Source organism: Trabulsiella odontotermitis (assembly GCF_030053895.1).
GTDB classification, from domain to species: domain Bacteria; phylum Pseudomonadota; class Gammaproteobacteria; order Enterobacterales; family Enterobacteriaceae; genus Trabulsiella; species Trabulsiella odontotermitis_C.
This window is the reverse complement of record NZ_CP125781.1, coordinates 1,502,432-1,517,814: the sequence shown is the minus strand read 5'-3', so window position 1 is coordinate 1,517,814 and position 15,383 is coordinate 1,502,432. Positions and strand designations below refer to the sequence as shown.

12 protein-coding genes, 1 tRNA gene and 1 pseudogene are annotated in these 15,383 nt (G+C 56.8%); 3 read left to right on the top strand and 11 right to left on the bottom strand.

The window, feature by feature from the left end; translation table 11 throughout:
- Nucleotides 1-2: 2 nt before the first annotated feature.
- The 4 genes from sixA to QMG90_RS07275 form a co-directional block, all read right to left on the bottom strand.
- Nucleotides 3-488, bottom strand: coding sequence for a phosphohistidine phosphatase SixA (gene sixA / locus QMG90_RS07290; protein WP_283283186.1), 486 nt, complete (start codon nucleotides 486-488; stop codon nucleotides 3-5).
- A 212-nt stretch (nucleotides 489-700) separates the two neighbouring features.
- Nucleotides 701-2,851, bottom strand: coding sequence for a fatty acid oxidation complex subunit alpha FadJ (fadJ, locus tag QMG90_RS07285; protein WP_283283185.1), 2,151 nt, complete (start codon nucleotides 2,849-2,851; stop codon nucleotides 701-703).
- Nucleotides 2,851-4,161, bottom strand: a complete 1,311-nt coding sequence (gene fadI / locus QMG90_RS07280) for an acetyl-CoA C-acyltransferase FadI (protein ID WP_283283184.1) — start codon at nucleotides 4,159-4,161, stop codon at nucleotides 2,851-2,853. Before fadI ends, fadJ begins: the two co-directional genes overlap by 1 nt.
- 172 nt (nucleotides 4,162-4,333) lie before the next feature.
- Nucleotides 4,334-4,618 carry a YfcZ/YiiS family protein gene (locus QMG90_RS07275; protein ID WP_054179335.1) on the bottom strand — a complete coding sequence of 95 codons (285 nt, stop codon included), beginning with the start codon at nucleotides 4,616-4,618 and terminating at the stop codon, nucleotides 4,334-4,336.
- A gap of 371 nt (nucleotides 4,619-4,989) precedes the next feature.
- Between QMG90_RS07275 and fadL the strand changes: the two genes are divergently transcribed.
- Nucleotides 4,990-6,276: a long-chain fatty acid transporter FadL gene (gene fadL / locus QMG90_RS07270; RefSeq protein ID WP_283283183.1), complete on the top strand. Its 1,287-nt coding sequence runs from the start codon at nucleotides 4,990-4,992 to the stop codon at nucleotides 6,274-6,276.
- 61 nt (nucleotides 6,277-6,337) lie between these two features.
- Here fadL and mlaA read toward each other — a convergent pair whose 3' ends face one another.
- Nucleotides 6,338-7,093 carry a phospholipid-binding lipoprotein MlaA gene (mlaA, locus tag QMG90_RS07265; protein ID WP_283283182.1) on the bottom strand — a complete coding sequence of 252 codons (756 nt, stop codon included), beginning with the start codon at nucleotides 7,091-7,093 and terminating at the stop codon, nucleotides 6,338-6,340.
- A 307-nt stretch (nucleotides 7,094-7,400) separates the two neighbouring features.
- On the opposite strand from mlaA, the gene QMG90_RS07260 reads away from it, so the two are divergent.
- Entirely contained in the window at nucleotides 7,401-8,321 is a 921-nt protein-coding gene (locus QMG90_RS07260; protein WP_283283181.1) for a formate/nitrite transporter family protein, read from the top strand.
- Between the two features lie 78 nt (nucleotides 8,322-8,399).
- Nucleotides 8,400-8,474 (top strand) — tRNA-Arg (locus tag QMG90_RS07255).
- A 493-nt stretch (nucleotides 8,475-8,967) separates the two neighbouring features.
- Here the strand turns inward: QMG90_RS07255 and QMG90_RS07250 are convergent.
- From QMG90_RS07250 to QMG90_RS07230, 6 genes and pseudogenes are all read right to left on the bottom strand, one after another.
- The gene (locus tag QMG90_RS07250) at nucleotides 8,968-10,629 is read right to left on the bottom strand and encodes an ABC transporter permease (RefSeq protein WP_283283180.1); all 1,662 of its coding nucleotides are present in this window, start codon (nucleotides 10,627-10,629) and stop codon (nucleotides 8,968-8,970) included.
- Between the two features lie 36 nt (nucleotides 10,630-10,665).
- Entirely contained in the window at nucleotides 10,666-11,634 is a 969-nt protein-coding gene (locus tag QMG90_RS07245; protein ID WP_283283179.1) for an ABC transporter substrate-binding protein, read from the bottom strand.
- Entirely contained in the window at nucleotides 11,631-12,341 is a 711-nt protein-coding gene (locus QMG90_RS07240) for an ABC transporter ATP-binding protein (protein ID WP_283283178.1), read from the bottom strand. The genes QMG90_RS07245 and QMG90_RS07240 overlap by 4 nt, the downstream gene beginning before the upstream one ends.
- A 117-nt stretch (nucleotides 12,342-12,458) precedes the next feature.
- Nucleotides 12,459-13,079: a heme lyase NrfEFG subunit NrfG gene (gene nrfG, locus QMG90_RS22445; protein ID WP_346733145.1), complete on the bottom strand. Its 621-nt coding sequence runs from the start codon at nucleotides 13,077-13,079 to the stop codon at nucleotides 12,459-12,461.
- A gap of 69 nt (nucleotides 13,080-13,148) precedes the next feature.
- A pseudogene (gene nrfF / locus QMG90_RS22440) lies at nucleotides 13,149-13,472 on the bottom strand (heme lyase NrfEFG subunit NrfF); the annotation flags it as partial.
- Nucleotides 13,473-13,500: 28 nt separating this feature from the next.
- A complete protein-coding gene (locus tag QMG90_RS07230; protein WP_283283905.1) occupies nucleotides 13,501-15,378 on the bottom strand; it encodes a heme lyase CcmF/NrfE family subunit in 1,878 nt (625 codons plus the stop codon).
- Between the last annotated feature and the right edge of the window lie 5 nt (nucleotides 15,379-15,383).

The window sequence follows — 15,383 nt, the reverse complement described above, 5'->3', positions numbered from 1 at the left end:
TGTTAGATCGCTTTCGCCATCCGCAGATTACAAGGGCTCATCTGCCAGTTAAATACCCCGTGCCCGTCGGCTTCCAGGGTCACATTTGCAATGGCTGACGTCGAAAACATCGGCGGCGTTTCACCCGGGCACAGTTCTGCCACCAGGTAGCCCACTAACGGTAAGTGGGAAACAACCAGCGCAGACGCTACGCCTTCGTTAGCCAGCGTTTGTAAGTACGCGCTGACCAGTCCAACATCGCCGCACGGCGTCAGTTCTGGTAGAACATCCACCTCTTTGGGGAGATTCAGGCACTCCCTGACAATATCCAGCGTTTGTTCAGCACGCAGAAACGGACTGACCAGTACACGCTCTACATCCACTTTTTGGCCTTTCAGCCAGGTTGCCATCAGACGGGATTCATCACAACCGCATACCGTGAGTGGGCGAACCGAGTCACTGGCTGCTTCGAGAGCAGCGTCGCCGTGACGCATAATGAAAACTTGCATATTGCACCGCTTTTGTTAAACAGAAGCACCAGGAATAACCCCATACATGACGCTGTCATGCAGGAGGGTAACCCGGTGGCCGGGCATTGTGCCTTATCCATCCAACGAATGAAACGTTGTGTTTTACCTTAATGGCGTAAGTATAGTCAATCTCTGTTTACATTTTCGCCAGGGGTTTACGCTACACACGACGGATTACCCTTTTTTAGACCTCAACTTAGCACGTCAGTTTCATTTACGGGCCAAAAGGTCTGCCCCTGCTCTGCCATACGCAGCAGAGGTTCACAGGGGGTAAACCGCGGGCCATACTGCGCCGCAAGCCGTTGCAGGATCGCAACCACTTCACCCGCCCCCAGCGAATCCATATAACGGAACGGGCCACCCAAAAAGGGCGGAAAACCAATGCCAAACACCGCGCCAATGTCACCATCACGCGCGCTGCGCACCACGCCTTCATCGAAGCAGCGAGCCGCTTCATTCAGCATCATCATCACGCATCGTTCCGCCGCCTGCTGTGGTGAAATGGCGCCCTCTGGAGCCGATACGCCAACTATCGAATAGATAGCCGGATCAGGCTGTTTTTTGCTTTTACGCCCTTTTGCCGCGTAAAGATAGAAACCCCGACTATTTTTTCTGCCTTTGCGATCGTCATTCAAAATTGCACTTATGATGTTTGCAGGCGGGCTAAAACGTTCTCCATAGGCCGCCTCCAGCACAGGAATAATTTTAGTGCCGGTATCAATTCCCACCTCATCCAAAAGTTGGATCGGGCCCACCGGGAAGCCATACTTCACCAGCGCTTTATCAATGACTTCAATGCGTTGCCCTTCCGTCAGCAGGCGCATCGCTTCGTTAATGTACGGCGCAAGAATACGGTTGACGTAAAAACCGGCTTTATCCGCAACGACAATCGGCGTTTTACCCTGTTTTTTCGCCAGTTGTACCGTTGTGGCGATGGTGCGCGCCGACGTGCCGGCATGGGGGATCACTTCCACCAGCGGCATTTTTTCTACCGGGCTGAAGAAATGCAGACCAATCACCTGTTCCGGCCGCTGCGCGCTGGCGGCGATATCGCCAATCGGCAGCGATGACGTATTAGACGCAAACACCGTATGCGGCGCGCATTGCTGTTCGACTTCCGCCACCATTTGCTGTTTCAGCGCCAGCTCTTCAAACACCGCCTCAATGACCACATCGCGCTGCGAGAAACCACGGTAGTCTGTGGTACCGGTAATCAGCGCCAGCTGACTGTCGCGCTCACTGGTGTTGATATGGCGGCGGCGCACTTTTTTATCAAGCAGATCCCAGCTGTACTTCAGCGCGTGATTGATTCCCTTCGCATTAATGTCTTTGATGCGAACAGGCAACATTCCTTTACAGGCGGTGACAAAGGCAATGCCGCCGCCCATCAGACCACCACCCAGCACGCCAACGGTGCGTAGCGGCCCCGCTTCCGCGCTGGCGCCGGGATCTTTCTTCAGTTCGGTGCTGGCAAAGAAAATGCTGCGCAGCGCCCGGGATTGCGGGGTCATCGCCAGTTCGCCAAACGCGCGCGCTTCCGCTTCATAACCACTGCGTCTGCCCTGCGCTAACCCGGTTTCGATCACTTGTAAAATGCGTTCCGCTGCCGGGTAGTTGCCCTGCGTTTTTTGTTCAGTTTTCTTACCGACAATGCGGAACAGCACGGCGCGACCCAGCGGCCCGGCCAGTACGCGCTCGCGCACCGGTAAACGACGGTGCTCCGGCTTGCCCTTTTTCACCCGCTCAACAGCGGCATTGAGCAGAATGGAATGCGGAACGACATCATCCACCAGCCCGGCTTTTAACGCCTGGCGAGGACGCAGCTGTTTGCCAGTGAGGATCATCTCCAGCGCAGTACTGACGCCCACCAGGCGAGGTAAACGCTGCGTGCCGCCAGAGCCCGGCAGCAGACCGAGTTGCACTTCCGGCAGCCCCAGCACCGTTTTACTGTCATCGGTACAAATACGTGAGTGACAGGCCAGCGCCAGTTCCAGCCCGCCGCCGAGACAGGCACCGTGGATCGCCGCCACAACCGGGAACGGCAGCGCATGGATTTCGGCCATCACCTGTTGCCCCTGGGCCGACAGCCCCTCGGCCTCTTTCGCCGTTTTGCAGTTGCCGATCATGTTGATATCAGCTCCGGCGATAAAGTTGTCTTCTTTGGCAGAGATAAACACCACGCCCAGCAGATCTTTGTTTTCACGCAACTGACGCAGAATATCGCGCACCTGACCGCCGAACTCCGCCTTCAGGGTGTTCATCTTTTCACCAGGCACGTCAATGGTGATCACTGCCACGTTGTCCGGGCGAATTTCAAGCGTAAATGCAGACGTCGTTGTCATTATTCAGCCTCCAGAACCATTGCTGAACCCAGACCACCCGCGGCACACGCGGTGACCAGCCCCAGCCCGCCGCCACGTCGACGCAACTCATGCAGTGTTTGCGTGATCATGCGCGCGCCTGTCGCGGCAAACGGGTGCCCGTAGGCGATGGACCCGCCCAGCACGTTAAATTTGCTGTCATCAACCTCGCCGGTCGCCTGTGAACGCCCCAGCACCTCGCGGGCAAAACGATCGCTGCCGAGCAGTTGCAGGTTCGCCAGCGTCTGCGCGGCGAACGCTTCGTGCATATCAAACAGAGTCAGATCGTTTAAGGTGATCCCGGCGCGCTCCAGCGCCAGCGGGGTGGCCCATGCCGGGCCGAGCAGCATGTCCTGTTTCACGTCGATAGCAGTAAACGCATAACTGCGCAGATAACCCAGCGGCGTCAGCCCCAGCTCTCTTGCGCGGGATTCCGTCATCAGGATCACTGCCGCCGCGCCATCAGTCAGCGGCGTGCTGTTGGCTGCGGTCACCGTGCCGTGTTTGCGGTCAAATGCCGGGCGTAATTTTGCGTAATCCGCCAGCGAGGAATTGTTACGGATGTTGTTGTCCCGTTCGATGGGATCGCGAAACGGCGGCGCGTAGGCCGTCATCACTTCGTCGGTCAGTTTCCCGTCCGCCCACGCCTGCGCGGCATACTGATGCGAGCGGTGTGCCAGCGCATCCTGCTGCTCGCGCGTGATGCCATAGGTTTTTGCCATTTGCTCGGCGGTGTCGCCCATGCGCAGACCCGTGGAATATTCAGCTACCGCAGGCGGCACTGGCAGCAGATCACGAAGACGCAAACGTGAGAAGAGTTTCAGTCGCTGGCCCAGGGTGCGGGCTTTATTCGCGTCGACCAGCGTTCGTGCCAGTTTTTTGCTGACGCCAATCGGTAACACGGAAGAGGAATCAGCGCCACCGGCGATCCCGGCGCGAATGGTTCCCGCCATCAGGCTCTCGGCGACATTCGCCACTGCCTGAAAACTGGTCGCGCAGGCACGGCTGACGCTGTAGGCATCGGTGTGCACGCTCATGCCGGTTCCCAGCACAATTTCACGGGCAATGTTGGGCGCTTCCGGCATCTGAACCACCTGGCCGAACACCAGTTGTTCAATCACGTCCGGTGGAATTTCGCTGCGAGCCAGCATCTCCCCCACGACCATTTTTCCAAGGTCGATTGCCGGGACACCATGAAAAACAGTGGCCTGGCGCGCAAAAGGGGTTCGTAACCCACTGACAATGGCAATGCGATCGCCCTGGCGGGTGATTAGCGGTAATGCCTGACTCATAACACTCCCCTGTTACCAATAAAACGCTAGTGGTCTGACCTGATAACATACTTAACTAATTTTTTACATTTAGCCAATCAGGGAACCGAAAAAGTGGGAGCTAAAACACATTGGGGAGCAATGGGGGGAGAAAATGAAAACGCCCCTGCAGTGCAGAGGCGTTCGGGCGGAATTAACGCAGACCGAGCTGGAAAATCAGCGTTTCGGCTTCGCAGCAGAACACAAAATCAATATCCAGCTGCACACCACCGTTCACTTCTGTGAAGGTCGGGGTAATTTTACAGGGTTCAGATTCCACGCCGCGCGCTTTCGCGCTCAGTTGCGCCAGCGTCTCTTCTGCTTCTGCGCGGTTGGCGAAAACACGACTGTACGATGCGGTGCAATCGGTGTTGTCCATAATGGTGCCAACATCCATACAGCAGCAAACAGGGGTTTCATCAGCACTGCATTTACTCATTGTAGATTTCCTCTGTATTTGCACCCAGGGTGCCAGATAAACAATGCTGATATTTTACGCCCCGAAAAGTGTGCTCTCCAGTTGATTATGTGCTGAATGCGCGATTGTGAGAGAAATCACAATTAAAAATGATCCAAAACAAAAACCGCCCTCATTTGTGTAACAAGTTCCCTCGATTTTTGCCACCGGGATCGCGTTTCTGAGATCACAATTGAAAAATTTCATAAACAAAGTTGCAACATTCCATCTGGTCAGACCTATACTCTGCGCACTGGTCTGATTTCTCTGAATCATTCCAGACCCTACACTTCGCGCTTCTGTTACGGCATGTAACAAATATTGAATAAAAAAAACTCAATGAGGTTATGGTCATGAGCCAGAAAACCCGGTTTACCAAGTCTGCTCTCGCAGTCGCAGTGGCACTCGTTTCAACACACGCCTGGTCTGCAGGTTTCCAGCTAAACGAGTTCTCGACATCTGGCCTTGGCCGCGCCTATTCAGGCGAAGGCGCCATTGCGGATGACGCCGGTAACGTCAGCCGCAACCCGGCACTGATTACCATGTTTGATCGCCCGACATTCTCAGCGGGTGCTATCTATATTGATCCCGACGTAAATATTACCGGTAAATCATTAACACCGGGTGGTAACACCAACGCGGACAATATCGCGCCGACCGCCTGGGTTCCGAACATTCACTTTGTGGCACCGATTAACGATCAATTTGGTTGGGGCGCGTCAGTGACCACTAACTACGGCCTGTCCACTGAGTTCAACGACAACTACGCGGCGGGTGAGTACGGCGGTAAAACCGATCTGGAAACCATCAACCTGAACCTGAGCGGCGCTTATCGTCTGAACAATAACTGGAGCTTCGGCCTTGGTTTCAACGCCGTTTATGCGGATGCGAAAATCGAGCGTTACGCGGGTGAGCAGACTGCTGGCGCGGGTCTGGCGGCACCGGGCACTCAGATTGCCAAGCTGAAAGGCGACGAGTGGGGCTTTGGCTGGAACGCCGGTATCCTGTATGAACTGGACAAAAACAACCGCTACGCGTTGACCTATCGCTCTGAAGTGAAGATCGATTTCGACGGCGACTATAAGAGCAACATCAACTCCCTGGCAAACGGTCTTCCGGGTGCTGGCACCGCGTTTCCGTGGGGCACCTCCGGCTCGACCATTCCGGGTTCTCTGAGCCTGCATCTGCCTGAAATGTGGGAAATCTCTGGTTACAATCGCGTGGCGCCGCAGTGGGCCGTTCACTACAGCGTGGCGTACACCAGCTGGAGCCAGTTCCAGGAGCTGAAAGCGACCGGAACGCAGGGCCAGACGCTGTTCTATAAAGATGAAGGCTTCAAAGACTCTTACCGCATCGCGCTGGGTACGACTTATTACTACGACGATAACTGGACGTTCCGTACCGGTATCGCGTTTGATGACAGCCCGGTTCCTGCGAACAACCGTTCTATTTCCATTCCGGATCAGGACCGTCTGTGGCTGAGTGCCGGGGCAACCTATGCGTTCAACGAAGATGCCTCTGTTGACGTGGGTGCGTCCTACATGCACGGCCAGCACGTGACCATCGAAGAAGGCCCGTACACCTTCCGGTCTGAAGGTAAAGCCTGGCTGTTCGGTACCAACTTTAACTACCGCTTCTGATAAGAAGCCGGAGATAAAAAAGGGTGAGCCAGTGGCTCACCCTTTTTCTTTTCTGATTCGGTTACTCGGAATCGATATCTTTCAGTTCGTCCTGAATCGCCTGCGCGTTCGGGTTCTCTTCCGGTTTCAGCTGACCGCCGTTAGCGATAAAATCATGACGCTGGAAATACGCTTCACGTACGGTGATGTAAGGATCAGAGGACTGACGCAGCAGACCGTCGGAATCAAGCAGTTGCGCGCGCGTTTCAATACCTTCCACCGCCCATTTACCGATAGACATCGGCCAGGTCAGCCACGACAGCACCGGATACAGGCCATCCGCCATGTCGCCGCCCTCATCACGCAGCGTAAAACTGCCGTAGAACGGAAGCTGCATATACGGGCCATAGCCCACGCCATAATGACCAAGAGTACTGCCGAAACGGTGCGGTTCAACGCGCTGGAGTTTTTCGTTAGCCATGCCCGCGACATCCATCAGCCCGCCCATCCCCAGCAGGGTGTTCAGGAAAAAGCGCGTAAAGTGCACCATCCCCTGATACGGATCGCCTTTTAAGAAGTAGTTGACCATGATGGCCGGTTCTTCAAGGTTACTGGTGAAGTTGCTCACGCCGTTACGCGCCGGCTGCGGGATGTAATCGCGCCACACCACCGCCACAGGGCGCACAACATACGGGTCCAGAACGTTAAAGTTGAAGCTGTACATGGTGCGGTTGAACCCTTCAAACGGATCTGAACGACCCTGCTGTTGCTCACCGGAACTGGCGCAACCCACCAGTAATGTCGCACCCAGCGCCAGCGCTGACAGGCGAAATTTCATAGAGGTCTCCCTGATTAGTATGGCTCTTGCTGATTGCCGTCCATGACGGAACAGATTGAAATTCCGTCTTTTGTTAGCCGCAAATTGTAACAGCGCACGGTATGAAGTCTATATCCGAAAAAGCAGGCATCAGCGTTCAGCATAGCGTGGAGCGAGTCATCTCGGCTCTGAGGTGATTTTATACATATTTTGACATAACCGTATCGCTATTCTTGCCATCCAGGCAAATTAAGAATTACACCCTCCCGCCCCGTTCGAAAAAACCACTACGCTTACAATGGGTCCATCCTGCGGAGTATTTGACGATATGCCTCAACTTAAAAACGACAAAATCGATAAGCACACTGATGATCTGGAAGTGGAAAGCGACGAGAAATTACAGGGGAAAAAGATAGAACTTGATGAAGAGCAACTGCCGTCGCGCGCGATGGCTATCCATGAACATATTCGTCAGGATGGGGAAAAGGAGCTGGAACGCGACGCGATGGCGTTGCTGTGGTCAGCCATCGCCGCCGGGCTGTCGATGGGTGCCTCGCTGCTGGCGAAGGGGATTTTTCATGTCCATCTGGCGGATCTGCCCGGCGGTTTTCTGCTGGAGAACCTCGGCTACACCTTCGGCTTTATTATCGTCATCATGGCCAGACAGCAACTGTTTACCGAAAACACGGTGACGGCGGTACTGCCGGTAATGCATAACCCAACGCCCGGCAACGTTGGTTTGCTGATGCGCCTGTGGAGCGTGGTACTGCTCGGTAATATCATCGGTACCGCCATCGCCGCATGGGCATTCGAATATATGCCCATATTCAATGAGGTAACGCGCGACGCGTTTGTCAGCATCGGTATGAAGGTGATGGAAAACACCCCTGGCGAGATGTTCGCCAACGCCATAATATCCGGCTGGATCATCGCCACCATGGTATGGATGTTTCCCGCCGCTGGCGCCGCAAAAATTGTGGTGATCATCCTTATGACCTGGCTTATCGCGCTGGCGGACACCACACATATTGTGGTTGGCGCGGTCGAGATTTTTTACCTGATTTTTAATGGCACACTCTCCTGGTACGATTTTATCTGGCCGTTTGCCCTGCCAACCCTGGCGGGCAATATTTGCGGCGGTACCTTTATCTTCGCTCTGCTCAGTCACGCGCAGATCCGTAACGATATGAGTACGAAACAAAAAGAGAAAGCCCGCCTGCAACAACAGGCGAAAGAAGAAGAAAATTAAGATGGTGGCGAGAGTTTGAGCATTCAGCCGCGCAGCACTTAACGCCCCGGTTGAAAAACGCTATACTCGTGCCGCCTCGTCCCCTTAGTTAAATGGATATAACGAGCCCCTCCTAAGGGCTAATTGCAGGTTCGATTCCTGCAGGGGACGCCAGTGGCGCTTTTTTGTCTCTGTCGGGTGCCAAACAAGTGGCGGGCCTGTTTCGCGCTTATTTATTCTCTTTTCTCTGTTTCATATTTAAAAAACCTCACAACTCCGTTAAGAATCAGGACAAAAAACCAAAAACCTTTCTCACATTAGCTATCTTTCCCGGCTATTTCCGCACCAGTCTATTATAAAATTGATGAGTCAATACAAACGGCCGATCGCACCCTGAATTTTGCAGACGGCGCTGAGATCTCATGAATAGAAGTTCTTGTTAATGACGGTGTCGTTATTTTTAACGATAACACAACAATATTGATGGTTTTGAACTTTATGGCTCCGGTAAACTTACTGCTGAAAATTTAACCCTGGATAATTTGAACACAGGTTATGAACCCGAGATGTTATATGTCGGGGGAAATGCTGTCGCGACGTTAACCGGTCTCACTACATCACTGGTGAAGGATTGCCAGGCGACGACGTTGCCCGGCAACCTGATTTTTTACCGTTCCCCTCGTCCCCCACGCTGCATAATGCCAAGCGCTATCAACATCAAAACCAGCCCTGTCACCAGTGTCAGTGTTGCCATCGCCATTCCCTGCCCGACCGACCCTTGTTCAAACTGACGCCAGATGAAAACTGACACCGTCTGCGTACCGGCAGGTGCCAGCAACAGCGAGGTCACCAGCTCGCGGGAGGCGATCGCAAAAACCATCAGCATGGCGGCGAGCATGGCGGGGAACACCAGCGGCAGCACGATAAAACGCAACGCCTGGAATGCCGAAGCGCCATGCACCCGCGCGGCAGGCTCCAGACTGCCGCCAAGCTGGCGCAGCGCACTGCCGATGTAGCGAACCGGCCACGGCAGCAGCAGGCAGCAATAAGAGAGCAGCAAAATAACCCAACTGTTATAGGGCGAGATGGGCCAGAATGCGCGGTTCCAGAGCAGGATCAGCCCCACGCCAACCACAATACCCGGTAGCGCCGCCGGGATCAGCGACAGTGCGTCGATCACCGAACGCCCTTTTATCTTCTGCACCACCACCAGCCACGAGGCGAGCAGCCCCACCAGCCCGGTGATGCAGGCGGCACCCAGCGCCAGTGACAGACTGGTGCCTAACGCTGACAACGCATCGCCCTGCTGGCTGAACAGTGCCGCATAGTGCGACCCGGTTACATTCTCCAGCGTCACACCACCCGACAGCGTCGACAGCACGCCGGATAACGCCATCGACGCGCCAGGCAACACCACGGCCAGCCCTCCGACGACCATCATCAGCATGACCATTGGGATCACCAGCAGACCCGGCTCCGCCCCGCTGTTCTCGGTGGGTTTGCCGGTAATGCTGGTGACGTCTTTATTGCCGGTTAGTGCACGTTGCAGCCACCAGGCGCAGAGCGCAATAACAACCAGCACCACGGAAAGCAGCGACGCGCCGGAGAGATCGATGGGCCAGTCGGCGAGCTTTTTCTCAATGCCGGTCGTCAGCATCACGACACCGGATCGCGTTCCCAGCGCCGCAGGAACGCCGAACTCTTCAATCGCCAGCGTAAAGGCGAGCAGCATTCCCGCTGCCAGCGCCGGAGAAATCATTGGCAGCGTGATGTGCCAGAATGCTCGCCACGAGCTGGCGCCGTGGACGCGGGCGACCAGCGCCAGACGTTGCCCGCTGGCCAGCAGGCTGCGCGATACCGCGAAATACACTACCGGGAAAATGTTCAGCGCCATCACCAGCACGATGCCGGTTTTGCTGAACAGCAGATCATTCAGGTCGATGCCGGTTAACTGCTCGAGATAGCCTCTGCGCTGCAATACCAGCATCCAGGAGAGCGCCGCGATGTAAGGCGGCGTCAGGAACGGGATCAGAAAAAGCAGATCCCACAGCCGCGGGTATGGCAGCGTAAACAGCCCCCGCGCGACACCCAGCGGAAAACCAATCAACGCGCTGACCAGTGCCACGCCCAGCGCAATCTGTAAGGTTCCGCCGAGCATGCCCGGCAGTTGCGGCTCTTCCAGCAGCGCAGAAACGCCGCTGAACGCACGGGCAAACGACCCGGCGCTGAACTGCGGAAACACCGCCTGCAGCACAATAAACGACAGCGGCAGCGCCACCAGAATGACCAGCAACGCCAGCGTTGTCGCAGAAAGGATTTTCTGTTTCACGGAGTGCCCCTGAAAACGGGGTTGCCCCCGTGATCGTTATAAGGTGAAAAGCGCGCTGAAGCGTTTAAGAACGTCGCCGCGTTCGCTGGTGCCATCGCTTTTGGTCGGCAGAACGTTCAGCTCGTTGAACAGCGGGCGTTTGGCCGGGACATCGGTACGGGCAGGCATCAGCCAGGCGTCAGCCACCATGGTCTGGCCTTCCGGCGACAGGACATAGTCAACAAACGCTTTTGCATCATCGCTGTGTTGCGTGGATTTGAGGATCATCATCGGGCGCGGCGCGATAACCGTACCGCTGGCCGGGAAAATCACCTTCAGCGACTCACCCTGGCTGATATTGCCGTAGGAGACATAATCCACCGCGCCAAAGACCGCCGCTTTCGCGCCCTGCATCACTGGTGTCACCGCCTGCGCGTTCGGGCCGCTCACTACCATACCGTTCTTTTTCAGCGCATCAAACAATGCCCAGGCTTTGTCGCCCATGCCGTTTTGCAGACCAATCAACAGATCCAGTGAAGCGCCGGACAGCGACGGATCCGGCGTCGTAACTTTGTCTTTAAACGCCGCGGTGGTCAGATCCAGCCACTCTTTCGGCTCCGGCGTCCCGCTTTTGGTGTTCCATACGATGCCAAGCGCCGACACGCCCTGGGCGACGTAATCCGCCGATTTCAGTTGCGCCGGAACCTTGTCAGCACTGGCGCTCTGATACGGCAGCAGCCAGCCGCGGTTATGCAGATCTTCCGCCGTATCCACCGACGCGGAAATCAGAATATCGGCCTGCGGATTAGCCTGCTCCGCTTCCAGACGCGCCATCACTTTGCCGGTGGTCGCCTGGAAAATATTGACCTTCACGCCGGTTTTTTTCTCAAACCCGGTCGCCAGATTTTTCGCCAGCGAGCCAGGGCCCGCCGTGTATACCGTCAGCGCCTGGGCGCTGGACATCATGACGGAAGACAGCACCATCGCTAACAGAACTCCTTTTTTCACTGACATTACGGTTTTCATGCGAACTCCCCTGAGGATGAAATAACAAGGCGGTCGACAGCGACGCTGCCAGCCGATAAATGCACAATCCGGTCAGCGAGAATTTCTGCTTCCCGGCGGTCATGGGTGACATAGACGGCCGTGGTGCCGAGCTGGCGCAATAATCCGGCCATCTCGAGGCACAACGATTCGCGAAGCTCGCTGTCGAGGTTAGAGAGCGGTTCATCGAAGAGCAGCACGCGGGGTTCGGCGACAATGGCGCGCGCCAGCGCCACGCGCTGCTGTTGCCCGCCGGACAACTGTGACGGTTTACGATCGAGGAATTCAGCCAGTCCGACCCGCGTCAGCGCCTGCACCACCCGCGCGTCTCGTGCGTGACGAGGGACATGGCGCATCTTCAGCGGAAACGCCACGTTCTGAGCAACAGTCATGTGCGGCCATAGCGCGTAATCCTGGAAAACCATGCCGATATCGCGCGCTTCGGGCGGCAACGACCACCCCGCTTTCGCGACCAGACGTTCGCCAAAATGGATTTCACCGGCTTCGGGAGGCGTCAGTCCGGCCAACAGACGCAACAGCGTGCTTTTGCCACAGCCTGACGGGCCAAGCAGCGCGACAACGCTACCGGCATCAATGTGCAGATCGATATCATGCAGAACGCGGTGCTGACCAAAGGCACAGGAGACGCCTTTGAGATCAATGGCAGTGAAAATCAGGGGAGTCAACATCTTGTTATCCTCTTTGGGATTTAATGACCGCCACTGTAGGCTGCGTTTATGACCGCGCAATGACAGCGTGGTTATGCCCTGATTTCAGACGATTTTTGATAAGAAAACGTGGGGAGATTATTGCTGCTGATTTTTGAGCAGGGTCGCCAGATTGATGGCTTCAATCAGTTTGGCCCGGTCGACGCGCGGGCTGTTGGCATCCAGCAACTGTTGCCAGAGGGCGATTGCCTGTTTGTAATCCGCGGTCATAAACGCGTCGGAGGCGAGCAGCATCAGCGCCGTGACTTCACTGGCGTCCAGCGCCAGTGCGTGGTCGATCATGTTACGGGTAGCAGGCGTGATGTTTTGCCCTGCCTGATAATAGAGCACTGTCGCCAGTGCCGCGTAGAGTTCCGCATTTTCGCCACGCAGAGCCTGCGCCCGCTGGTAGGCCAGCAGGGCGTTGTCATAGGCGTTGCGATAAAGGTAATACTCACCAAGTGTCGCCCACAGCGCGCTATCCTGCGGCGTGGCGCGAATCTTTTCCTGTAACGCGATGAGCTGTTTTTCCGGCTCACCTGCGGCGGAAAACGCATGCAGCGGGTCGGCAAGACGCTGCTGCTCGACCATGACAGCAGCGGGCCGTGATGACAATCCATAGCCGGTCAGGCAAGCCAGCATCACCAGCGCTGCGGCGGCGCACAGCGTTCGTATGGGTACCGGGCTCTGTGTCGCCTGGTTAACCTGCGGTTCCCGCAGATCCTGTTGCAGCTCGTGAGCCAGCGTTTCGCCCGCCGTGGCCGGTAACGCCCGGGCAGTCTTGCGGAAAATACCGCCCAGCAACAGGATCAACAGCACCGGCAGACCCCATAAGATCCACGTCTGCGGTTTTAACGGTGGGCGGTAGAGAACGAAATCGCCGTAGCGCTGCGTCATCCAGCGGGTGATCTCCGCTTCGCTCTTCCCTTCCGCCACCATAGTAAACACCTGATGACGCATGCTGACCGCCACCGGCGCGTTGGATTCCAGTAAATTCTGGTTCTGACACTGTGGGCAACGGAGCTGACGGGCGATGCTGAGCGACGTCTCCTGTTGCTGCGCGCTGGCAAACGTCCAGGTATCGACAATCTGCGCCTGCGTGACGCTTGCCATCATCAGCGATAACAGAAAGAGGAAAACTCTAGTCATGGCAGCGTCTCCCACGCCAGCCGCTCAGCAGCGCGCCTGCGATCATCAACAGGCCGCCGCCCCAGATCCAGCGGATGCCCGTCTGCACATAAAAACGCATGGCAAAACGATTCTCTCCGGTTTTTTCGCCGATCACTACATACCGGTCATGCAGCAAATCCCAGTTAATGGCAGGCTCAACCATTTGCTGACGGCGCGCGGAATAGTAACGGCGTTCCGGGGTCAGCGTGCCGAGGCGTTCGTCATTTTTGTAAATGTCGATAAACGCTTTTTCGGTGGTGTAGTTTTCCTTCGCCAGTTGCTCCAGCCGCTCGAAACGGAACGTATAACCGGCCAGTGTCACGCTCTGCCGCAGGGCGAGGTTAACGCTGATTTCCTGGCGGCTGCCGCTGGAGAAGATAATGCCAGCCGCCACCAGCAGCACGCCGGTATGCGCCAGCAGCGCAGGTAACTGGCGCTTAAGCAGGCTCAGCGGTTGCCCCCACAGCGACGCCATCACGCCAGCCACCAGCCCGCAGGGCAGCGCGACTTGGTCTCCCAGCGACCAACAAAGCGCCACTGCCGCCAGCGCAATGACGGCAATGCCCGCCCGGCGCCGCCCGTTGCTGCGAGGTGATCGCTTCCGGACACCGCCCGCGGCCAGGCCGAGCGTTATCAGCATCAGCAGGCCAAACGGCAGAGTGGCGAGGTTAAAATACGGTGCGCCGACGGAAAGCCTTCCCCCTCCGGCCAGGCTATAGAGCATCGGGTAGAGCGTGCCGATCAGCACAATCAGCAGCACGGCGGCGAAAAGCAGCAGCGAAACCAGAAGCAATGTTTCCCGCGACCAGCCGGTATAGCGCGCCGCCGGACGCTCTACCCGCGCCCGCCAGCCATACAGCAACAATGAGCCCAGGCTTAATAGCGCGAACAGCGCAAAGAGCGGTACCGCGCGTACGTTATCCAGCGCGAACGCATGCACCGACACCAGGATCCCCGAGCGGACGATGAGCGTGCCGAGCAGCGACAGGATTAGGGTGAGGATCGCCAGCAACAGCGACCAGTGGCGGTAAATCCCCCGCTGCCGCGAGGCAAGCAAGCTATGCAACAACGCGCTTGCCGACAGCCACGGCATCAACGAGGCATTCTCAACCGGATCCCAGAACCACCAGCCGCCCCAGCCCAACTCACAATAGGCCCACCACGATCCCAGAATGATGCCGAGCGTCAGCGCGCACCAGCCTGCCAGCGCCCAGCGCCAGCAGACCCAGGCCACCGCCGCGCTGAACCCGCCGCGCAGCAACGACGCCAGCGCCACGGCTGCGGCCACAATCAGCCCGCCATAGCCGAGATAAAGCAGCGGCGGATGCAGGATCAGCCCGATATGTTGCAGCATCGGGTTGAGGTCGCGCCCTTCCACGGCAGGCGGAAACAGGCGAACGAAGGGATCGGACCAGAGAACAACAAACAGCAGCAGCGACGCGGTCAGCACCGACAGGAGCGCCAGCGTCCACGCGAACAGTGGGTCGGTTTGTTGCCGGTAGCGCCAGGCGAACAGCGCGCTCCAGGCGGAAATGAAGACGAGCCACAACAGCAGGGAGCCTTCATGGCCGCCCCACACAGCGGCAATTTTGAGCCCCAGAGGCAACGAACGGTGGCTATGCTGAGCAACATAGACCACCGTGAAGTTATCACTGATGAAACTCTGAACCAGTATCGCAAACGCCAGCAACAGGAACGCAAACTGCCACCACACCCCGATGACTGCCAGGCGCGTGATCCCCTGCCAGCGCTGGCGAACACCCATGAGCGTCGCCACCGGGGTCAGCAGGCTGGCCCCGAGGCTAAGCAGTAATGCCAGAAAACCCGCTTCGGGTACAAACAGTTCCAGAAATC